Annotated in this window: 21 protein-coding genes and 1 tRNA gene; 6 read left to right on the top strand and 16 right to left on the bottom strand. The window is 63.0% G+C overall.

Annotated elements, in window-relative coordinates:
- Positions 1-3: 3 nt before the first annotated feature.
- The 12 genes from flgK to DN824_RS04415 form a co-directional block, all read right to left on the bottom strand.
- Positions 4-2,004: a flagellar hook-associated protein FlgK gene (flgK, locus tag DN824_RS04470; RefSeq protein ID WP_138407139.1), complete on the bottom strand. Its 2,001-nt coding sequence runs from the start codon at positions 2,002-2,004 to the stop codon at positions 4-6.
- 3 nt (positions 2,005-2,007) lie between these two features.
- Positions 2,008-3,201 (bottom strand): flagellar assembly peptidoglycan hydrolase FlgJ, encoded by a 1,194-nt coding sequence (flgJ, locus tag DN824_RS04465; protein ID WP_138407138.1) that lies wholly within the window; start codon positions 3,199-3,201, stop codon positions 2,008-2,010.
- Positions 3,202-3,211: 10 nt separating this feature from the next.
- Complete coding sequence (locus DN824_RS04460) at positions 3,212-4,318, bottom strand: flagellar basal body P-ring protein FlgI (RefSeq protein WP_138407137.1); 1,107 nt, start codon at positions 4,316-4,318, stop codon at positions 3,212-3,214.
- Between the two features lie 13 nt (positions 4,319-4,331).
- Entirely contained in the window at positions 4,332-5,027 is a 696-nt protein-coding gene (gene flgH, locus DN824_RS04455) for a flagellar basal body L-ring protein FlgH (RefSeq protein ID WP_138407136.1), read from the bottom strand.
- A 29-nt stretch (positions 5,028-5,056) separates the two neighbouring features.
- The gene (gene flgG / locus DN824_RS04450; RefSeq protein ID WP_138407135.1) at positions 5,057-5,842 is read right to left on the bottom strand and encodes a flagellar basal-body rod protein FlgG; all 786 of its coding nucleotides are present in this window, start codon (positions 5,840-5,842) and stop codon (positions 5,057-5,059) included.
- Between the two features lie 45 nt (positions 5,843-5,887).
- Complete coding sequence (flgF, locus tag DN824_RS04445) at positions 5,888-6,628, bottom strand: flagellar basal-body rod protein FlgF (RefSeq protein ID WP_138407134.1); 741 nt, start codon at positions 6,626-6,628, stop codon at positions 5,888-5,890.
- Between the two features lie 205 nt (positions 6,629-6,833).
- Complete coding sequence (locus tag DN824_RS04440; protein ID WP_138407133.1) at positions 6,834-8,381, bottom strand: flagellar hook protein FlgE; 1,548 nt, start codon at positions 8,379-8,381, stop codon at positions 6,834-6,836.
- 30 nt (positions 8,382-8,411) lie between these two features.
- Positions 8,412-9,092 (bottom strand): flagellar hook assembly protein FlgD, encoded by a 681-nt coding sequence (gene flgD / locus DN824_RS04435; RefSeq protein ID WP_138407132.1) that lies wholly within the window; start codon positions 9,090-9,092, stop codon positions 8,412-8,414.
- A gap of 18 nt (positions 9,093-9,110) precedes the next feature.
- A complete protein-coding gene (flgC, locus tag DN824_RS04430) occupies positions 9,111-9,554 on the bottom strand; it encodes a flagellar basal body rod protein FlgC (protein ID WP_138407131.1) in 444 nt (147 codons plus the stop codon).
- Between the two features lie 11 nt (positions 9,555-9,565).
- Positions 9,566-9,973: a flagellar basal body rod protein FlgB gene (gene flgB / locus DN824_RS04425; RefSeq protein ID WP_138407130.1), complete on the bottom strand. Its 408-nt coding sequence runs from the start codon at positions 9,971-9,973 to the stop codon at positions 9,566-9,568.
- A 209-nt stretch (positions 9,974-10,182) separates the two neighbouring features.
- Positions 10,183-11,007 (bottom strand): protein-glutamate O-methyltransferase CheR, encoded by an 825-nt coding sequence (cheR, locus tag DN824_RS04420; protein WP_241666555.1) that lies wholly within the window; start codon positions 11,005-11,007, stop codon positions 10,183-10,185.
- A gap of 38 nt (positions 11,008-11,045) precedes the next feature.
- Positions 11,046-11,978, bottom strand: coding sequence for a chemotaxis protein CheV (locus tag DN824_RS04415; protein ID WP_138407128.1), 933 nt, complete (start codon positions 11,976-11,978; stop codon positions 11,046-11,048).
- A 78-nt stretch (positions 11,979-12,056) separates the two neighbouring features.
- Here DN824_RS04415 and flgA point away from each other — a divergent pair, with 78 nt between their 5' ends.
- The 4 genes from flgA to DN824_RS04395 all read left to right on the top strand — a co-directional run bounded on the left by flgA (position 12,057) and on the right by DN824_RS04395 (position 14,679).
- Positions 12,057-12,809: a flagellar basal body P-ring formation chaperone FlgA gene (flgA, locus tag DN824_RS04410; RefSeq protein ID WP_138407127.1), complete on the top strand. Its 753-nt coding sequence runs from the start codon at positions 12,057-12,059 to the stop codon at positions 12,807-12,809.
- A 236-nt stretch (positions 12,810-13,045) separates the two neighbouring features.
- Entirely contained in the window at positions 13,046-13,372 is a 327-nt protein-coding gene (flgM, locus tag DN824_RS04405) for a flagellar biosynthesis anti-sigma factor FlgM (RefSeq protein WP_138407126.1), read from the top strand.
- 40 nt (positions 13,373-13,412) lie between these two features.
- On the top strand, positions 13,413-13,880 hold the full coding sequence (locus tag DN824_RS04400; protein ID WP_138407125.1) for a flagella synthesis protein FlgN: 468 nt from the start codon (positions 13,413-13,415) through the stop codon (positions 13,878-13,880).
- A 67-nt stretch (positions 13,881-13,947) separates the two neighbouring features.
- The gene (locus DN824_RS04395; protein ID WP_138407124.1) at positions 13,948-14,679 is read left to right on the top strand and encodes a flagellar brake protein; all 732 of its coding nucleotides are present in this window, start codon (positions 13,948-13,950) and stop codon (positions 14,677-14,679) included.
- A 37-nt stretch (positions 14,680-14,716) separates the two neighbouring features.
- Here the strand turns inward: DN824_RS04395 and DN824_RS04390 are convergent.
- Positions 14,717-14,793 (bottom strand) — tRNA-Arg (locus DN824_RS04390).
- Positions 14,794-15,297: 504 nt separating this feature from the next.
- Here DN824_RS04390 and DN824_RS04385 point away from each other — a divergent pair.
- Positions 15,298-15,480 carry a PA3371 family protein gene (locus DN824_RS04385; RefSeq protein ID WP_138407123.1) on the top strand — a complete coding sequence of 61 codons (183 nt, stop codon included), beginning with the start codon at positions 15,298-15,300 and terminating at the stop codon, positions 15,478-15,480.
- A gap of 249 nt (positions 15,481-15,729) precedes the next feature.
- On the top strand, positions 15,730-16,056 hold the full coding sequence (locus DN824_RS04380; protein WP_138407244.1) for an Arc family DNA-binding protein: 327 nt from the start codon (positions 15,730-15,732) through the stop codon (positions 16,054-16,056).
- Between the two features lie 75 nt (positions 16,057-16,131).
- Here DN824_RS04380 and DN824_RS04375 read toward each other — a convergent pair whose 3' ends face one another.
- From DN824_RS04375 to DN824_RS04365, 3 genes are read right to left on the bottom strand one after another with little or no spacing between them, the layout of a single operon-like run.
- Entirely contained in the window at positions 16,132-17,268 is a 1,137-nt protein-coding gene (locus tag DN824_RS04375; protein ID WP_138407122.1) for a sodium ion-translocating decarboxylase subunit beta, read from the bottom strand.
- Between the two features lie 12 nt (positions 17,269-17,280).
- Entirely contained in the window at positions 17,281-19,062 is a 1,782-nt protein-coding gene (oadA, locus tag DN824_RS04370) for a sodium-extruding oxaloacetate decarboxylase subunit alpha (RefSeq protein WP_138407121.1), read from the bottom strand.
- Between the two features lie 21 nt (positions 19,063-19,083).
- A complete protein-coding gene (locus tag DN824_RS04365; protein ID WP_138407120.1) occupies positions 19,084-19,329 on the bottom strand; it encodes an OadG family protein in 246 nt (81 codons plus the stop codon).
- Between the last annotated feature and the right edge of the window lie 102 nt (positions 19,330-19,431).

Below are 19,431 nucleotides of genomic sequence, written 5' to 3'. Positions count from 1 at the left end.
CTATTACCTGAAGGTGCTGAGCAATGTATCGAACAGAGAGCGGGCAACTTGAATGATCTGTGCCGAGGCGTTGTAGTACTGCTCGAACTTGATCAGGTTGGCCGCCTCTTCGTCGAGGTTGACCGCCGACAGCGAATCGCGGCTGTCGGTCGCCTGCTTGAGAATGGCCGTGGTGGCGTCGCCGTCGAGGCGCGCCTGGGCCGTCAGGGTTCCGACGCGCTCGACCAACTGGCCATAGCCGTCGGTGAAGGTCATGCCGCTTGCAACGCCGCTGTTCGGATCGATGCCGACGGTCTGCTTGGTCTGCAGGTCCACCAGCTTGAGCGCATTGCGGTTGTCCGATACGCCGTTCTGGTTGAACCCGAGGGTGAAGCTGTCGTTGGCTTCAGGCCGTCCGCTAAGGGTGAAGCGCACTGTGTTTCCGGGGCTCAGGGTCAGCTCGTAGGTGTTGGCTTCACCGGGTCTGAAATCCCCAGCCGGGACCCGCGCCAGGCCGGCGACCGGGTTGCCGGCACCATCGACGAAGCCCGTTCCGTCGAAGCGCAGGGTCTGCGGCAGCCCGGCCTGAATCGCGGCGAGGTCGATCGGGCTGGCACTGGCCGACACCAGGTCCGGCTGGCCGATCACACCGGTGCCGCGGTTCTGCACATTGGCCTCGGAACGCACCGGCGCGGCGAACGCCAACTGATCCGGCTGGTCGAGTACCGCCTTGATGTCCGACGCGCCGCGACGGGTGGGCTGCAGCAGGAAGCCATCACCGGAGGCCGGCAGGCCGCTGACGGAGACCGAGAACCCCTGGTCGCGGCCTTGCGAATCGGTGAAGGTCAGCACGCCGTTCTGGTTGCTCACGTTCATCAGCGTGCCGTCGCTGAGTCGGCGCGCCTGGTAGTTGCTGCCGTCGAACTCGAGCTTGTAGTCGCTGGTGGTCAGGTAGCTGGTGTTGGTGATGGTGAGCGACGCGTTGGCCGACGACTTGTTGGTGCTGTACGCATTGGCGCGCAGCGCTGCCAGGTCCGGATGGTTGTAGTCGCCGAACAGCGCCGAGCCGACGTTGCCCTTGAGGTCCAGTCCTTCGCCGAGCTGGGTGTTGACCTGGTCGGCCAATGACAGCGCGAGGCGCCCCAGCGAATTGAGCGTGCTGTCGAGCACCTCTTCGCGGTATCGGATCAGCCCGCCGATTTCACCGCCGGTGATCTGCGTGGTGATGCCCTGGCGCGAGCCTCCACTGACGAACTGGACTTCCGCACGATTGGGATCGCCCGCACCCGGCACCACCTCCAGACGCGCCACCGAGCTGCCCACCACCAGCGGCTGGCCGCTGCCGATGAAGAGGTTGAAGCTGTTGTCGTCCTGCGGCACGACGGTCACGCCAATGTAGGTGGACAGCTGGCGCACGGCCTCGTCGCGGGCGTCGAGCAGGTCGTTTGGGGTCTGGCCATTGGCCGACGCCTTGGAGATGGCCTCGTTGAGGCTGCCGATGCTTCCGGCCAGGCGATTGATCTGATCGGTGACCGCCGACATCTGCTTGTTGATGAAGGTGTTCTGCTCGGAAAGGCGGTCGTACACGGTGTTGAACCGCCGCGCCACGCCTTCGGCCTCGGCCAGCACCAGCTGGCGCGCCGGCATGTTCGCCGGGTCTTCGGCGGCCGTCTGCATCGCGGAAAAGAAGCTCTGCAGCGCCGGCGTGATGCCGGTGGTGCTGCCGGCCAGCAGCGAGTCGAGCTGATCGATCTGGCTCTTGTACGCCTGCACGTCGCTGGACAAGGCGGTACTGCTGCGCACCTGGTTGGTCAGGAACTCGCTGTAGCTGCGGCGGATCTCGACCAGCGTCGTGCCCGAGCCGATGTAGCCGGCGCCGCTGAACTGCGGGGCGCGGGTCGCCTGGGCGGCATCCTGGCGGCTGTAGCCGGGGGTGTTGACGTTGCTGATGTTGTGGCCGGTGATCGAAAGCTGGGTCTTGCTTGCAGCCAGACCGGACAGGCCGATGTTGAGAAGGTCCGCCATGGATTAGCCCCTGCTCTGCTTGATCGCGGCCGAACCTGCGTCGGCGACGGTTTGATAGGTCTGCATCTTGCGGGCGATCTGGCTGATCTTCCGAGCGTACTGCGGGTCGGTCGCGTAGCCGGCCTTCTGCAGCTCCTGCACGAAGCGCTCGGAATCGCCCGAGGTGCCGGCCACCTTGAGTGCGGACTGGTAGCGGTCGCTCTTCTGCAGCAGGTTCACGTAGTCGTCGAAGCTGTGCTCGAACGAGCTATAGGCGCGAAACCCCTCGACCTGCTTGACCGGCTTGCCGTTGACGTATTCGGTGGTGCGCGCCTGGGCCGATTCGCCGGACCAGTTGGTGGCCTTGATGCCGAACAGGTTGTGGCTGTTGCTGCCATCCTTCTGACGAATCATGGATTTGCCCCAGCCGGTTTCCAGTGCCGCCTGGGCGACCAGATAACGCGCCTCGACGCCCAGGCGCTTGGCGGCCTTTTCGGCCATGGGCAGCATGGTCGCCATGAACTCTTCGGCCGAGTTGAAACGGGTCTTGGACGGCGAGCCGCTCGCGCCGGGCTCGACGCCGTTGATCACGAGTCCCTTGTCCGCGGGCGCGGCGAAGGTCCTGGCCGGCTTCCAATCGCTATCCACCAGCGGTTGAGCTTCGCCCTCGCCCGGCAGCGCGCCAGGCATGCGTGCCTCCGTGGCGCCGGCCTGGACCTCGGCCACGGCAGGCTGCCCGGCCGCCTTGCCGGGCAGCGCCAGGCGACGCTGGGCGAGCAGCTTCGAATCGTCACGCGAAGATTCGACCGCCGCACCCGGCTTGCTCGGCCAGGCGGCGCCCTGGGTCTCGGCGACCTGGGCGAACGGATTGGGACGGCTCGGCCCTTCCTTCATCTTGGTCATCTGCCGCACCAGCACGTCGGCCAGGCCCATGCCGCCTTCCTTGGAAAGGCTGACAGAGAGCTGCTGGTCGTACATGTCCTGGTATTGCTTGGTGGCCTGGCTGTTGAGCGGGTTGTCCTTGGCCAGCACTTCGTTGGCCGAGCGCATCGACTTGAGCATCTCGTTGAGAAACAGCGACTCGAACTCCTGCGCGACCTTGCGGACGTTGGCCTCGCCGTCGCGGTCCTTGCCCACCTTGAGCTGGTTCAGGCGATTGAGGTCGCTGTAGCTTCCGCTATCGACGCCACCACTCACACCACCGAGTCGAGTCTGCATATCCGTTTCCTTAGATCACGATCAGGTCGGCCTGAAGCGCGCCGGCCTGCTTCAGCGCTTCGAGGATCGCCATCAGGTCGCTGGGCGCGGCGCCCACCTGGTTGACCGCGCGCACGATCTCGTCGAGCGTGGTCCCGGGGCCGAACTTGAACATCGGCTTGGCTTCCTGCTCGGCCTGCACCCTGGAATTGGGCACGACCACCGTCTGGCCGCCGGAGAGCGGGTTGGGCTGGCTGACCGTCGGGTCTTCGCTGATGGTCACCGTCAGGCTGCCATGGGTCACCGCCGCGGGCTGAACCCGCACGTTCTGGCCGATCACGATGGTGCCGGTACGCGAGTTGATGATGACCTTGGCCACTGCCTGGCCGACCTGGACCTCGAGGTTTTCCAGGATCGACAGGTAGTCGACCCGCTGGCCCGGGTCCAGCGGCGCGGCCACGCTGATCGAACCGCCATCGATCGCCTGCGCGACGCCGGGGCCGAGCAGGTCGTTGATCTGGTCGACGATGTTCTTCGCCGTGGTGAAGTCCGGGCGGTTCAGGTTCAACGTCAGGGTATTGCCCTGGTTGAAGCCGCTCGGCACCGCCCGCTCGACCAGGGCGCCGCCGGGGATGCGGCCGGCCGAGGGCACGTTGACGGTGATGCGAGAGCCGTCGGCGCCGCCGGCATCGAAGCCGCCGACCACCAGGTTGCCCTGGGCGATGGCGTAGACGTTGCCGTCGATCCCCTTGAGCGGCGACATCAGCAGGCTGCCGCCGCGCAGGCTCTTGGCGTTACCGATCGAGGACACGGTGATGTCCAGCGTCTGACCCGGCTTGGCGAACGGCGGCAGCTCGGCGTGAATGGACACCGCCGCGACGTTCTTGAGCTGGATGTTGCCGCCGGCCGGCACCTTGATGCCGAACTGCGCGAGCATGTTGTTGAAGCTCTGCACGGTGAACGGCGTCTGGGTGGTCTGGTCGCCGCTGCCGTTGAGGCCCACGACCAGGCCATAGCCGATCAGCTGGTTGGCGCGCACGCCCTGGATCGTGGCGATGTCCTTGAGCCGCTCGGCCTGCACGCTGGAGGCGGCGCAGAGCGCGACGAAGGCAACGGCGACGGATTTGAGGAAAGTCATTGCCTGCACCTGATCAGAACGGCCACAGCGGGCTCATGAAGAAGCGATCCAGCCAGCCGGCCTGGGCGGTGTCGGCGAACGCACCGGTCCCGGAATAGGTGATGCGGGCATCGGCGATGCGCGTCGACGGCACGGTGTTGTCGGTGGCGATGTCGTCGGAACGCACCAGCCCGGCGATACGCACCAGCTCGTCGCCGGTGTTGAGCGTCATCCACTTTTCGCCGCGCACGGCCAGGATGCCGTTGGGCAGCACTTCGGAAACCGTCACCGTGATCGAGCCCGACAGGCTGTTGCTCTGCCCCGCCTGACCGGAACCCTGACTCGAGCGCGACGCGTCGTACTCGGCGCCCAGGCTCATGCTGTTGCCGGTGAGCGGGTTGGCCATCGACACGGCGCCGCCGAACAGCGAGCCCAGGCCGATGTCGGCGCTGCTGCTCTTGGAGAGCTTGGAGCTGGTGTTCTTGCTCGCCTGGGTCCGCTCGTTGAGCGTGATGGTGATGATGTCACCCACGCGATACGCCTTGCGGTCATCGAACAGGTAGGTTTCGAAACCGGACTGGTAGATCGACCCGTTGTTCTGCGCGGCCGGCAGCGGCGTGCGCGGCAGGACCGGAGCGTAGTACGGGTCGTTCGGCTTGGCCGCGGGCGCGACGCAGCCTGCCAGCAGCGAAACGGAGATCAGCGTGAAGACACATGCAGAGCGGCTCATAAACACCTCAAGCCAACGTCGATCGATCATTAGAGCTGCTGGGTCACGAAGGCCAGCATCTGGTCCGCGGTGGAAATCACCTTGGAATTCATCTCGTAGGCGCGCTGGGTGGTGATCATGTTCACCAGCTCCTCGACGACGCTGACGTTCGAGTTTTCCAGGGTGTTCTGCAGCACGGTGCCGAGCCCGTTCAGGCCCGGGTTGCTGACCTGCGGCGCGCCGCTGGCGGCGGTTTCGAGGAACAGGTTGCCGCCGATCGCCTGCAGGCCGGCCGGGTTGATGAAGTCGGCGATCTGGATGTTGCCGATGATCTGCGGCTGGGGATCACCGAAGGTGGTCACCGAGACGGTGCCGTCTTCGCCGACGGTAAAGGACTGGGTTTCCGGCGGAACGACGATCGCCGGCTCCAGGGCATAACCGTTGGCCGTGACGATCTGGCCGTCGGCATTCATGTGGAAGCCGCCGTCACGCGAATAGGACACGGTGCCGTCCGGCAGCAGAACCTGGAAGAAACCACGGCCGTTGATGGCCATGTCCAGCGGCTGCTCGGTGGTCTGCAGGCTGCCCGCGGTGAAGATCTTCTGGGTGCCGGCGATGCGCACACCGGTACCCAGCTGCAGGCCCGACGGCAGTTCGCTGTCCTGGGTGGCCTGGCCGCCGGGTTGCCGGCGAACCTGATACAGCAGGTCCTGGAATTCGGCCCGATCGCGCTTGAAACCGGTGGTCGAGACGTTCGCCAGGTTGTTGGAAATGGTCGTCAGGTTCATGTCCTGGGCGGACAGGCCGGTCTTACTGACCCAGAGTGCTGGAAGCATGATGTTCTCCTCGTGCGCCGGAAACCAGGCGCTACGCGCTGGTGATTAGCTCAGTTGCAATACACGGGCCATGGCGGCGGCGTCTTCCTCGGCCGTGCGCATCATCTTCACGTGCAGTTCGAACTGCCGTGACAGGGCCAGGATCGATGTCATCTCTGAAACCGCGTTGACGTTGCTGGACTCCAGGAAGCCCGAGGTGACCCGCACGTTGGCGTCGGCCTCGAGGGGCTGCCCGTCTTTCATGCGGATCAGGCCGTCGCGGCCTTTCTCGAGCTGCGCAGGGTCGGGATTGACCAGCTTGAGCCGGTCGACATTCACCACGACGTTGGGGTTTTCGCCGAGCGCACGAATGCTGATGGTGCCGTCCTGGCCCACGTCGATCTTTTCTTCCGGCGGAATCGCGATCGGGCCGCCGTTGCCCAGTACCGGCATGCCGTCGCCGGTGCGCAGCATGCCCAGCGCATCGATGCGCAGGCTGCCGGTGCGCACGTAGGCTTCGCTGCCATCGGGCGCCTGCACGGCGAGCCAGCCCTGCCCTTCGACCGCGACGTCCAGGTCGCGCCCGGTCTCCTGCAGGGCACCGGCCGTGAAGTCGGTCCCGGGTCGCTCGGACATGGCGTAGACGCGCGCCGGAAAACTGTCACCGAAGACCTGCATCGACCGCGCCTGCTCGAAATCGCGGCGAAAACCCGTGGTGGATATGTTGGCCAGGTTGTTGGCATGCGCCTGCTGTGCCCGCGTGTTCTGGCTGGCACCGGTCATGGCTACATAAAGCATCTTGTCCATCGAATTCCTCCGCAGACGCGAGTTTGACGCTAAGGGTCTGTTGCAGAGGTAGTTAGCAAGCGGCATGCCAAGCGAAAACAGAGAACGCAAGCCACTGATATGAAAGAGCTTTGATAAAAAAGAAGGCCCCGAAGGGGCCCTGAAAGGAGAAAGACGGCGGGATACTGCCGCCAGCGGCAAAAATCGTTGCCGCTGGCCTCAAGCGTTAACGCAGGTTGATGATCGTCTGGGTGATGGCGCTTTCGGTCTCGATGGTCTTCGCGTTGGCCTGGTAGTTGCGCTGCGCCACGATCAGGTTGACCAGCTGGTCGGACAGCTCGACGTTCGAGTCTTCCAGCGCACCGGCCTGCAACGCGCCGAGGGTACCCGAGCGCGGCGTGCCCACGATGGGCTCGCCCGACTCGAACGACTGCACCCACTGCGTCTTGCCGACCGGCGTCAGGCCCTGCACGTTGGCGAAGTTGGCCAGGACGATCTGGCCCTGCACCTTGGATTGGCCGTTGGTGTAGCGCGCGAAAATCACGCCGGTGTCGTCGATTTCCAGGCCGGCCAGTTCACCGGTGGTATAGCCGTCCTGGGACACGCTGTTGACCGCGAACGAGCTGGCGAACTGGCTCGACTTGGTGAAATCGAAGACGATGCCCTCGGCATTGGCCAGCGCCCCGTTGGGCGACCAGGTCGCCGGCGTCCCGCCGTTGGAGATGGCCGGCACCCAGCCGCCGGTACCGCCGGCCGCCGCGCCGTTCAAGGTCACCTTCAGGTCCGGGGCAACGGTGAACAGGGTCGGATCCGAACTGGTCACGTCGGTCAGTGCGCCGGACGAGTTGAACGTCAGCCCCATGACATAAGGCTCCGGCGGCTCCTGCGCGGGGTCGGCGGGGTTGCGTCCGTCGATCAGCACCTTCATGTCCCAGGTATTGGCGCTGGTCTTGACGAAGTACTGCGTCATGACATGGGCGTTGCCCTGCGAGTCGTAGATGTTCAGCGAGGTCGAGCTGTTGTAGCTGGTCGGGTCGGCCGGGTTGAAGGTGGCGTTACCCGCCGCCGTCGCGTCGGCCACCACCGCCGGCGCGCTGGCCGCCGCGGTCGCCAGCGGCGTCGCATAGGCCTGGGCCGCCGCCATCTCGGCCTCGGTCGCGGTCGCCGGATCGATACCCTGGGAGGCGTAGTAGTCGCTTACGCCCGCGTTGTATGCCTGGTCGTAGGCGGTCTTCGCCACGGCATCGTAGGCGGCCTGCCAGCTGGTCGGCGCCTTCTGCGTGGAGTTCAGGTTGAACGCCGTTTCGATCTTGCTGGTGGCTTTCGGCGCCTGGTTGGTGGTCTGGATCTGCAGGTCTCCGACCACGCCGTTCTGCAGGTTGCCGTTGCCGTCGACCGAATAGCCCTGCAGCTTGTAGCCGAAGTTGTCGACCAGAAAGCCGCTGCGATCGGTACCGAAATAACCGGCGCGGGTGTAGCTGACCGCGCCATTGTTGCTGACCTGGAAGAAGCCGTTTCCGTTGATCGCCAGGTCCAGCGCGTTCTGGGTGTAGTTGATGTTGCCCTGGTTGAACTGCTGAGACACGTTGGCCAGCAGCACGCCGCTGCCCTGGGGCATCTTGCCGGTACCCAGCACGGAGGCCGCGTAGACGTCCGCGAACTCCGCACGGGACTGCTTGAAGCCCACGGTGCCGGCGTTGGCGATGTTGTTACCGGTCACGTTGAGGTCTTTGCTCGCGGCACGCATGCCGCTGAGGCCGATGTTGAACGACATTTGGTTGCTCCTTTGCCGAGTGCCGGCGGATTACTGACCGATGATCTGAACCTGGGAAAGCGGAACGCTGCCGACACCGGCGAGGTTGAGCATGAGCTCTCCGCCGTTCTGCCCGAGGGTGACGCTGTCGACGTTGGCGGGCAGCAGGGTGTAGAGCCCCTTGGTGCCATCGGCATAGGTCGCCTGGGCCTCGAATCGGTAGGTGCCGGGCGGCGCGACATTGCCGCTGCTGTCCTTGCCGTCCCACATGAAGGAAATGTTCCCGGCTTCCTGCTGGCCCATGTCGACGCGGCTGACCACCGCGCCCGTGCTGTCATAGACGTTGACGTAGACGTTGCTGCTGGACACCGGCAACACCAGGCTGGCCTTGAAGGTTTCACTGGTGTCGACCACCGCCTTGTCGCTCGGCACGATGACCTTGCGCCCCACCAGAGACGAGGCCTGCAGCGCCTGCGACGACTGGTAGCCGGACAGGATGGTCTCCATGCTGGAGTTGAGCTTCTCCACCCCCTCGACGGTACTGAACTGCGCCAGCTGGGCGATGAAGTCACCGTTGTCCTGCGGGTCGAGCGGGTTCTGGTTGTTGAGCTGAGCGACCAGCAGTTCCAGGAACTCGTTCTTGCCGAGGTCCTTCTTGACGGTGCGTTCTTCGTTGAACTGGTACTGATCGAGAACCGACCCGGTACCGCTGACGTTGCCTGTAGTGCTCATGATGAGTTTCCGTCCGGATTACTGACCCAGGGTCAGTACCTTCTGCAGCATGGTCTTGGCCGTGTTCATCAACTCGGCGTTGGTCTGGAACGAGCGGCTGGCCGAGATCATGTCGGCCATCTCCTCGACCACATTCACGTTGGGGTAGTAGACGTAGCCCTGCTCGTCCGCAGCCGGGTGATTGGGCTCGTAGCGCGGCATCAGCTCGCTCTTGTCCTCGACCACGCCCAGCACCTGGACCCCGGCGCCGGCGCTGTCCTGCTCGGCGAACAGCGAACCATTGGTGGTGCCGCTGGCCTGCTGAAAGACGGTGGCGAAAACCGGATGGCGTGCCCGGTAGGTCTGGTCCACGCTGGACGACACCGTCTCGGCGTTGGCGATGTTGCTGGAGATGGTGTTCAGGCGCGTGCTCTGCGCGCTCATGCCGGAGCCGGCGATGTTGAATACATTGCTGAGGGACATGGCTGTTCTCCTTATTCGCCGCGCAGGGCACTCATCAGGCCACGGAACTTGCCGTTGAGCAGCGTGAAGCTGGCCTGGAAGTCGATGGCGTTCTGGGCGTAGTTGGATTGCTCGATCTGCAGATCGACGGTGTTCTGGTCGAGCGAGGCATGCAGGGGGGTACGAAAGCGCAGGGACGGATCGGCGATGTCCATCGCCTCGGCGGCGATGTGCCTGGCGCTGGTCCGGGTCGCGCTGAACGAACCGCTGCCTTGGCGATTGTTCTGCTCGGCGAGCACCGTGGCGAAGTCCAGATCACGCGCCTTGTAGTTAGGCGTGTCGGCGTTGGCGATATTGTTGGCCAGCACTTCGGCGCGCTGGGCGCGGAAGCCGAGTGCCTTCTCGTGGATACCGAGTGCGCTGTCGAAACTGATGCTCATGATCTGGACCGTCCTGTTACGGGTCTGCGTAACCCCACTTCAGCAAAGGACGTGCCAAATGATTAAGTCATTGTTTTTATAGGAAATTATTCAGAGGAAGCGAAAGGATGTGCCAGAAACGGCAACGCTTTTCCGCTTTCGAAGGCAAGCGGCAAGCGCGAGTGCCGGTTTTTTGCCGCTGCCTGGCAACGACTCGACCGGCACGCAGGTCATTTGGCCTTGTAGATGATCCCGGGGCTGCACTGCACCATCTGATAGAGCTCGGGGAGCCCGTTGAGCGCCTCGGACGCACCGAGAAACAGGTAACCGCCCGGCTTGAGCGTGGCATGGATACGCTTGAGGATGTCCTTCTTCACCTCGGCCGAGAAGTAGATCAGGACGTTGCGGCAGAACACGATGTCGAACTTGCCGAGCGCCGCATAGCTGTCCAGCAGGTTGAGCGGGCGAAACTCCACGCGGTTCCTGATCGGCGCCTTGACGGCCCAGCGCCCGGTTCCCTTGGAATCGAAATAACGCTGCAGACGATCCGGCGAAAGACCACGGCCGATGGCCAGGCTGTCGTACTCGGCCGCCTTGCAGGCGGTCAGCATCGAGCCGGAGAGGTCCGTCGCCACGATCTGCGCGCCGCCCTTGAGCTGCCCGGGGTTGCTGCGCTCGAATTCATCGAGCGTCATGGCCAGGGAATACGGCTCCTGCCCGGACGAGCAGGCGGCCGACCAGATGCGCAGACGCTGCGCCGGGTAGGCCTTGATCATCTCCGGCAGCACGCGGCTCTTGAGCACTTCGAAGGGATAGGTATCACGAAACCAGAGCGTTTCGTTGGTGGTCATCGCATCGACGACCTGCTCGCGCAGGCCGCTGCGCGGCTGCGTCTGGATACGACTGACCAGTTCTCCCAGGGTAGTGATTTTCTGCTGTTCCATCAGCTTGTTCAGTCGGCTGGACACCAGGTACTGCTTGTTGGCACCCAGCAGAATCCCGCAGGTCTTTTCCAGGAATATACGGAACTGCTCGAAATCCAAATTACCTGACACTGATTCGCCTCGCCAAGGATGGAAAAAGAGGCTTCGCCTCAGTTTGCGTCCGCCTGCCTGATAAGTTCGACAACACGCGCAGCCAGATCGTCCGGTTGGAATTTGGCGAGGAAATCATCTGCCCCCACCTTTTTGACCATCGCCTGGTTGAACACGCCGGAAAGCGAAGTATGCAGGAGTACATGCATTTTATGCATACGCGGGTCCTGTCGAATCTCCGCAGTTAGGGTGTAGCCGTCCATCTCCGGCATTTCAATGTCGGAGATGATCATGAGAAATTCTTGTGCTGGCGACTTGCCCTCGTCGGCAAGCGCCTTGAGGAACGTCAGCGCCTCGCGACCATCGTTGAGCGCCGTCACTTCCACCCCGATGTTCTGCAGGCAGCGCGTGACCTGTTTGCGGGCCACCGAGGAGTCATCGACGATCAACACGCGGGTGGACACGGCCTTGACCCGGGTCTCGGCGTCGAGCACGCCTTCGGATATTTCCTCCGAAACGGGGGTGACTTCGGCGAGCACCTTCTCCACGTCGATGATTTCGACGAGCTGGCCATCCACATGGGTCACGGCGGTCAGGTAGTGGTCGCGCCCGGTGCCCTTGGGCGGCGGCAGGATCTCTTCCCAGTTCATGTTGACGATGCGCTCGACGGAGCGAACCAGGAAACCCAGCACCTTGGTGTTGTACTCGGTGATGATCACGAAGCTGTTGGACAGGTCGTTGAGCTCGTACTTGCCGATGGCGATCGACAGATCGAGGATCGGCAAGGTGCCGCCCCGGATATTGGCGACGCCACGCACGACCCGGCTGGACTTCGGCATCACCGTCAGGCGCGGGCACTGCAGCACTTCCTTGACCTTGAACACGTTGATTCCGTAGAGCTGCTTGCCCTCGAGACGGAACAGCAATAGCTCGAGCCGGTTCTGCCCGACCAGTTGCGTACGCTGGTTAACCGAATCCAATACACCGGCCATGCCAGTATTCCTCTTGTTGAAAAAACGAGGGCAACCATCAGCCTAGCAGGCGGCACGCGCCTTGCTTGGATGGAAGCCATGAACGATCGAACGACTGTTTTCCGACACCTGCGCCACGTGCTGCGCAAAGGCCTGACCCTGTCAGCCCTCTGCTGGGCCGGTCATGCCTGCTCGGTCGCCGCCAATACACTACCTGAGCAGCTTATCGACGCGACCCAGCTGTTTCTTGAGGATGCGGTGACGGACTATTTGCAGCGCAGTGCGATCGTTGCGCGCCATGAGGTCGAAGTGAACCGGCTCGACCCACGCCTGCGGCTGGCGTCATGCCCCGAGCCTCTCGCCACCCGGCTGGAAAGCCCGGCGCAGCCGGTGGGCCGCGTCACGGTGAGGGTCAGCTGCCCCGGCGCCACGCCCTGGACCGTGTTCGTACCGGCGCGGGTGAAGCTCTATCGCGATGTCGTCGTGGTCACCCGCCCCCTCACCCGCCAGGGCGAGGTCACGCTGGCTGACGTCGCCCTGGTCGAGCGGGACGTCGGCTTGCTGTCGCAAGGGTATCTCAGTTCCCTGGACCAGGTGATAGGCACCAAGGTGACCCGCAACGTACTGCCCGATCAGGTGCTGACACCTCAACACCTGGAACTGGCCGAGGTGGTGCGCAAGGGCGACCAGGTGGTGATCAGCGCCAGGGCTACGTCGATCAATGTCCGCATGCCGGGCGAAGCCCTGGCCGATGGTGCCCCGGGCCAGCAGATCAGAGTGAAGAATCTGAGCTCCGGGCGCGTGGTCCGGGCCAGGGTGCTCGGCCCCGGTCAGGTGGAGGTCGCCATGTAATGCAGCGAGCCGGTTGGGTCGAATTGAAATCCAGAGGAAAAAAGCGCACCGTATACGATCGTGTAAGGGTCAACGAGCCCGTTCGGACATACCGGTCTGCTCGCACAGTCGCGACTGGAGCTCCCCATCACGCGCTTATTCGGCCAAGCGAAACGATAGCCGTCAAAAAAAGCTAAAGTTTTGCCCGGTAGCGCCGTAAACATGGCAAGCGTCCTGATTCCTTTGAGGTTTTGCACATGGTCATCGACTTCAACCGGCCGAACAACGCAGCTACTCCGGCGAGCGCCGGACGCAGCAGCGGCGTTCAGCCCAGCGAACGCCCTGGGGCCACCCAGGCAACGGCCAGCACCGAGGCGGCCAAGCCGACCGCCCAGGCTGGAGAAAGCGTCCAACTGAGCGACGAGGCTCAGAAAATGCAGCAGGTGAACGACAAATTGCGTGATCTGCCCACAGTCGACCAGGAGCGGGTTGCCAAGCTCAAGCAGGCGATCGCTGACGGTAGTTACCAGGTGGACAGCCAGCGCGTTGCCTCAAAGCTGCTCGCCTTCGAATCCCAGCGTTAACGGCGCGCTCAGAAAGCTGCGCGCCTGATAAGAGGTCGATATGCAGGATACCGCGCTGCTTGAACAACTGACCGGCGACATCGCACTGGCGCACCAGCTGTGCGAACTCACCGATGAAGAATTCCGCTCGCTCGGCGAGCGCGATCTCGCGGCGCTGGAAGGAATACTGGCTCGCAAACAACCCTTGCTTGCCCTGCTCGGGCAGCACGGCGCGCAACGAGGCAAGCTGCTGTCCTCGCAGAACCTGCCCAGCAGCCGCGCAGGGCTGGAGAGCCTGGTCTCGGCGTCGGGGTTGCGCGACGCCATCCTGGCGAAGTCCGACGAGCTCGGCCAGATCCTCGACGAGTGCCAACGCGCCAACCTGCGCAACGGCCGGCTGATTCGAGCCAACCAGACCGCCGTCAAGGGCATGCTTGGAGTCCTGCGGGGCAACGAGGCGCCAGGGCTTTACGACAGCCGCGGCACCGCTGCGAAGAGCGCCTATCAACGCCCCCTGACTCAGGCATAAACGCCAGGACATACTGGCGATATGGCATTATGCTTGCGCGTCGCGTTCGCGTCGGAGAGCCAGAAACGTGTCCAACCCCTTTGCCGATGAAGAAGGCCCACAGCCGCCACGCGTGCTCAAGGCCCCGGTGGAAATCTGCGCCAATCTCAAGGTGCTGAAAGATAACCGCATCCCTCTGATCATGCGCTTCAAGGAGCGCAGCCAGTGCTTTCAGACGTTTCTCGTCGAGCTCAACCGCGAGAGCGGCTGGATCGCTCTGGATGAGCTGATCCCCAACGACGGCGAGCGCTTCATGGCCAATGGCGAAGCGTTCGAGATCGAAGGCTATTACGAAGGGGTCCGAATCGCCTGGGAAAACGACCAACCCATACGGGCCGGCGAACTGGAGGGCGCGCGCTGCTTCTGGAGTCCCATCCCGAAACAGGCGATCTATCACCAGCGACGCAACGCCTACCGGGCGATTCTCAAAGGGCAACCGGTCAACGGCACCTTGTCAGGAAAGACCCTGAAAGCCGGCCTGCAGTGCCGAGTCCTGGACATCTCGGCCACAGGCTGCCGCCTGTCGATACAAGGTGATTACAGCTACCTGCAGACCGGCCAGGTGTATGAGAGCCTGTCGGCACAGCTGCCGATCGGGCGAATGGAAACGGCCATCGAGATGCGCCACGTACACTTCGACGAGAAGCGCTCCGTCACCCTGTGCGGCGCACGCTTCTATCGCATGAACGGGCTGCTCCAACGGCAGGTCGAACGGCTGGTCAACCAGCTGCAGCGCGAAGCGCGACAAGACGACTTCTAGAAACGACAAAGCCCGCTGATACGGGCTTTTTTCGAACTGGTGTCCCAGAGAGGGGTCGAACCTCCAACCTTCCCCTTAGGAGGGGGATGCTCTATCCAATTGAGCTACTGGGACATGACGCGGCGGGCATGTTAACGGCCCCGACTTTTTTTGTCAGCCCTCTCCTCGCCTTCCCCAGGGCAGCACGCCCGACCGTCATTGCAAAATGCATGAGCCGAATAAGGCAGTCATGCAAACCGCAATGCGCACCAGCCCCATATAAGAGCTAACTTGTTGAAAAATAAGGAATTTTTTTACGAATAGACCTGGCATGCAGCCTGCAATATCACCGGTATTGCAAATTTGAGCGACGGAGACGCCCATGCCGAGTTCACCGTACATTTTCGGAGCTGTTCTTCTAACGGCCGCAGCCGTCTTCCATGCGCCGACGCAGGAACAATCTACCAGTGCCGTGCAGGGAACTTCCCATCACCAGTTCGCAGAACGCACCGTGCACACCGCACGCGCTCAGATACTGACAACGAGCGAAGTCGAGATATCCCGCCCAGCGCAAACCCAGCGTTGGGTTTTCTAACCGCAACCACCAGCAGCGCCAAGCATTCGAAAAGGAGACTTCAAATGTCACGACTCGGTTTTAGCTTTCTCGCCCTCACGATCGCCTGTGCCGTTCTGACGCTTCTCGGCCCCGAGCAGGCTGCATGGTCGGGCTTGGTCAAATTCGGACTGGGCCTGTTTGGCGTTCTGTCTTTCGTCTCGATGGTCATGGGACGTCGCATCAAGTTCGACCCCGTCCTGCGTTGATGGCAGGACGAGTCAGGAGGCATATCGCGTAGTCGTTCATAGCCCCGATGCCAATCGGGTCACAGGCAAATACGAGTAATAGCAAAAAGCCTTTACTCTGGCTGTATTTGACGCACAATTGACGCCAGCAAATCGTTTGCGTTGCGTTATTTGCGTGGCTGCACGGAACGGCGGATGCAATCGATTGTCAGACACGTGACAACATGCAGCACTACGCCAGCATCGCCCCCTCTGACTAACCGGTTAAGTATGCGCCCTATGAAACAGGCAGTTTATTCCAGCCGTACGGCTGACAAGTTTGTGGTCCGGCTACCTGACGGCATGCGCGAACGTATTGCGGAAGTCGCGCGCAACCATCATCGCAGCATGAACTCTGAAATCATCGCTCGCCTGGAGCAGACACTTTTCCAGGAAGGCGTACTGGACGATGAGCTGAGCTTGCGTCTGGATAGCCCGGAGTTGTCCCTGCATGAGCGAGAGCTGCTGCAGCGTTTCCGCCAGCTCACCCGCCGACAGCAAAACGCACTGGTTGCCCTGATCGCTCACGACGCAGAGATGGCTTCTGCAGAAGACTGAGCATCGGTTAGAAGTCAAAAGCCGGCTTTGCAGCCGGCTTTTTGTTTTGTGCAGTTTTTGCGGGGCAATCGCACCCTAACCCACGAAGTTCAGCAGCACCCCCGCCGCCACGGCGGAGCCAAGCACACCCGCGACATTGGGCCCCATGGCATGCATCAGCAGGAAGTTGTGGGGGTTGGCTTCCAGCCCTACCCGGTTCGACACGCGCGCCGCCATGGGCACCGCCGACACACCGGCCGAACCGATCAGCGGGTTGATCTTGTTGCTGCTGAACAGGTTCATCACCTTGGCCATCAACACCCCCGCGGCCGTGCCGCCGCAGAAGGCCACCATCCCCAACAGTAGAATCCCCAGCGTCTTCAGCTGCAGGAAGGCCTCGGCGGAGAGCTTGGAGCCGACGGTCAGGCCGAGCCCTATGGTGACGATGTTGATCAACGCATTGCGTGACGTATCGGCAAGGCGCTCGACGACACCGCACTCACGGAGCAGGTTGCCGAAGGCGAACATGCCGATCAGGGGCGCCGCATCCGGCAGCATCAGGCCTACGAGCAGGCACAGCACCAGGGGAAACACGATCTTTTCCGCCTGACTGACCGGCCGCAATTGCTGCATGACGATCGCTCGCTCTGCCTTGGTGGTCAGGGCGCGCATGATGGGTGGCTGAATGAGCGGCACCAGCGCCATATAGGAATAGGCCGCCACGGCAATCGGCCCGAGCAGGTCGGGCGCCAGTTTCGACGTCACGAAGATCGAGGTCGGGCCATCCGCCCCGCCGATGATCGCCACCGACGCCGCCTCGCGAAGCGTGAATTCCATTCCTGGTATCCCGGCGGCGGTCAGCGCCAGTGCGCCGAGCAGCGTCGCGAAGATGCCGAACTGAGCGGCGGCCCCGAGCAGCAGCGTCTTGGGGTTGGCGAGCATGGGACCGAAATCGGTCATCGCCCCCACGCCCATGAAGATCAGCAGCGGGAACACGCTGGTGGGCAGCCCCACCTCATAGAACAGATGAAGGATCCCGCCGCCTTCCCCCATGTTGGCCAGCGGAAGGTTGGCCAGGAGCCCACCGAAGCCGATCGGGATCAGCAACAGGGGCTCGAACCCCTTGCGGATAGCGAGAAAGATCAACGCCAGGCACACGGCGATCATCAGCGCCTGGCCGGGCTCCAGATGATAAAGGCCGGTGCTGTGCCAGAGCTTGAGCAGCTTTTCCATGAAGTTGCTCCCTTAGCCGATGGTCAGCAGGCTATCGCCGACCGCCACCGCATCGCCCACTTTGACGTTCACGCTGCCGACCGTGCCGCTGCGGGAGGCGCGAATTTCGGTTTCCATCTTCATCGCCTCGAGGATGATGATGACGTCCCCTTCGTTGACCGCCTGACCGGGTTGCACCAGCACCTTGAAGATGTTGCCCGCCAGAGGCGCCGGCTGAGGCTCGCCACCGGACGGAACCGACGCAGACGGCAGCGACGCCGCCCCATCCCCCGGAGCCGACAGCGGCTTGATCCCTTCTATATCGCCGCCTTCGCTGACCTGCACCACGAACGACTTTCCGTTCACCTCGACGGTATACACCTCGGGCTTGCCAGCCTCACGCGCCACGGGCTCCTTGCCGGTCGGCGCCGGCTCGAAGGCCGCCGGATTGCCGCGGTTCTCCAGGAACTTCAGGCCGATCTGAGGGAAGAGCGCATAGGTCAGCACATCGTCGATTTCGTCGTCGGCCAGCGCGAAGCCCTTCTCCTTGGCCAGCCCCTTGAGCTCTGCCGTGAGCCTGTCCATTTCCGGCTCGAGCAGATCCGCCGGACGGCAGACGATTGCCTGCGCCCCATCGAGTACGCGTGCCTGCAGCTCGGCATTGAACGGCGCCGGCGCACTGCCGTACTCGCCCTTGAGAATGCCGGCGGTTTCCTTGGTGATCGATTTGTAGCGCTCACCCGTCAGGATATTGATCACTGACTGGGTGCCCACGATCTGGGACGTTGGCGTGACCAGCGGAATGAAACCCAGGTCCTCACGAACGCGAGGGATTTCGGCCAGCACCTGATCGAACTTGTCGAGCGCGCCCTGCTCCTTGAGCTGGCTTTCCATGTTGGTCAGCATGCCGCCCGGTACCTGCGCGACCAGGATGCGGGAATCGACACCCTTGAGATTGCCCTCGAATTTCGCGTATTTCTTGCGAACCTCGCGAAAGTACGCGGCGATCTCTTCGAGCAGCGCCAGATCAAGGCCGGTATCGCGATCCGTCCCCTGGAAGATCGCCACCACCGATTCGGTCGGCGAGTGCCCGTAGGTCATCGACAGCGACGAGATCGCGCTGTCGACATTGTCGATCCCGGCCTCGGCCGCCTTCAGGATCGCCGCGGTGGAAAGCCCGGCGGTGGCGTGGCACTGCATGTGGATCGGGATGGACAGGCTCGCCTTCAGCCGCGAAACCAGCTCGAAGGCGGTATAGGGCGTCAGGATTCCGGCCATGTCCTTGATCGCGATCGAATCCGCGCCCATGTCCTCGATCTGTTTGGCCAGGTCCACCCACATCTGCAGGGTATGCACCGGGCTGGTGGTGTAGGAGATGGTCCCCTGGGCATGCTTGCCCTGGGCGCGTACCGCCTCGAGCGCCGTCTTCAGATTGCGCGGATCGTTCATCGCGTCGAACACGCGGAACACGTCGACCCCGTTGACCGCCGCGCGCTCGACGAACCGCTCCACCACGTCGTCGGCGTAGTGCCGATAACCCAAGAGGTTCTGCCCCCGCAGCAACATCTGCTGCCTCGTGTTGGGCATCGCCTTCTTCAGTTCCCGGATACGCTCCCAGGGGTCTTCGCCCAGGTAGCGAATGCAGGCATCGAAAGTGGCGCCTCCCCAGGACTCAACCGACCAGAAACCGACCTGATCGAGCTTGGGCGCGATCGGCAGCATATCCTCGAGGCGAACCCGGGTCGCAAGAATGGATTGATGGGCGTCGCGCAGCACCACATCGGTAATACCGAGCGGTCGTTTGGCAGAGGTCATGCGGGGAACTCCCTTCCTGGATCAGCCGCGGCGGGCTCGGTGTTGTTGGATGGCGCCCCGGATGGCGGCAAGCGTATCGGCGTCGATCTCGGTGGCAGGCGCCGGCGCCGCAACGGCAGGCTGGGCGGCCGGAGCGATGGCGAAGTGACCGATGACGTAGGACATGACGCGGATCGAGGCGATCAGCACGAGCAGAAAGACGAAGACGAATCCCATGCCGAACAGCATGAGCTCGACGCCCTCGAGCAACAGTTGACTGGAGGTCATGGGAGTTCCTTCCAAGCGCGACTCGGGGCCGCTTCTTTTATTCGAATGAAGGACTCAGAGAGGCTGAGCCATGAGCGAAGCTGACGAACATTAGCCCGAAGG

This window comes from Stutzerimonas nosocomialis (genome assembly GCF_005876855.1).
Lineage (GTDB): Bacteria > Pseudomonadota > Gammaproteobacteria > Pseudomonadales > Pseudomonadaceae > Stutzerimonas > Stutzerimonas nosocomialis.
Note: the sequence above shows the minus strand (reverse complement) of the source record. Positions and strands in the feature narration are given on the sequence as shown.

Excerpts from the sequence above, each read along its gene's own strand:
- DN824_RS04365 (WP_138407120.1), bottom strand. The coding sequence starts at position 19,329 with ATGACCTCCAGTCAACTGTTGCTCGAGGGCGTCGAGCTCATGCTGTTC.
- flgH (WP_138407136.1), bottom strand. The coding sequence starts at position 5,027 with ATGAGCCGCTCTGCATGTGTCTTCACGCTGATCTCCGTTTCGCTGCTG.
- flgD (WP_138407132.1), bottom strand. The coding sequence starts at position 9,092 with ATGAGCACTACAGGCAACGTCAGCGGTACCGGGTCGGTTCTCGATCAG.
- flgG (WP_138407135.1), bottom strand. The coding sequence starts at position 5,842 with ATGCTTCCAGCACTCTGGGTCAGTAAGACCGGCCTGTCCGCCCAGGAC.
- oadA (WP_138407121.1), bottom strand. The coding sequence starts at position 19,062 with ATGACCTCTGCCAAACGACCGCTCGGTATTACCGATGTGGTGCTGCGC.
- flgM (WP_138407126.1), top strand. The coding sequence starts at position 13,046 with ATGGTCATCGACTTCAACCGGCCGAACAACGCAGCTACTCCGGCGAGC.
- DN824_RS04460 (WP_138407137.1), bottom strand. The coding sequence starts at position 4,318 with ATGACTTTCCTCAAATCCGTCGCCGTTGCCTTCGTCGCGCTCTGCGCC.
- DN824_RS04385 (WP_138407123.1), top strand. The coding sequence starts at position 15,298 with ATGTCACGACTCGGTTTTAGCTTTCTCGCCCTCACGATCGCCTGTGCC.
- DN824_RS04415 (WP_138407128.1), bottom strand. The coding sequence starts at position 11,978 with ATGGCCGGTGTATTGGATTCGGTTAACCAGCGTACGCAACTGGTCGGG.
- DN824_RS04380 (WP_138407244.1), top strand. The coding sequence starts at position 15,730 with ATGCGCCCTATGAAACAGGCAGTTTATTCCAGCCGTACGGCTGACAAG.
- DN824_RS04400 (WP_138407125.1), top strand. The coding sequence starts at position 13,413 with ATGCAGGATACCGCGCTGCTTGAACAACTGACCGGCGACATCGCACTG.
- flgK (WP_138407139.1), bottom strand. The coding sequence starts at position 2,004 with ATGGCGGACCTTCTCAACATCGGCCTGTCCGGTCTGGCTGCAAGCAAG.
- flgF (WP_138407134.1), bottom strand. The coding sequence starts at position 6,628 with ATGGACAAGATGCTTTATGTAGCCATGACCGGTGCCAGCCAGAACACG.
- DN824_RS04375 (WP_138407122.1), bottom strand. The coding sequence starts at position 17,268 with ATGGAAAAGCTGCTCAAGCTCTGGCACAGCACCGGCCTTTATCATCTG.
- flgB (WP_138407130.1), bottom strand. The coding sequence starts at position 9,973 with ATGAGCATCAGTTTCGACAGCGCACTCGGTATCCACGAGAAGGCACTC.
- flgA (WP_138407127.1), top strand. The coding sequence starts at position 12,057 with ATGAACGATCGAACGACTGTTTTCCGACACCTGCGCCACGTGCTGCGC.
- DN824_RS04440 (WP_138407133.1), bottom strand. The coding sequence starts at position 8,381 with ATGTCGTTCAACATCGGCCTCAGCGGCATGCGTGCCGCGAGCAAAGAC.
- flgJ (WP_138407138.1), bottom strand. The coding sequence starts at position 3,201 with ATGCAGACTCGACTCGGTGGTGTGAGTGGTGGCGTCGATAGCGGAAGC.
- flgC (WP_138407131.1), bottom strand. The coding sequence starts at position 9,554 with ATGTCCCTCAGCAATGTATTCAACATCGCCGGCTCCGGCATGAGCGCG.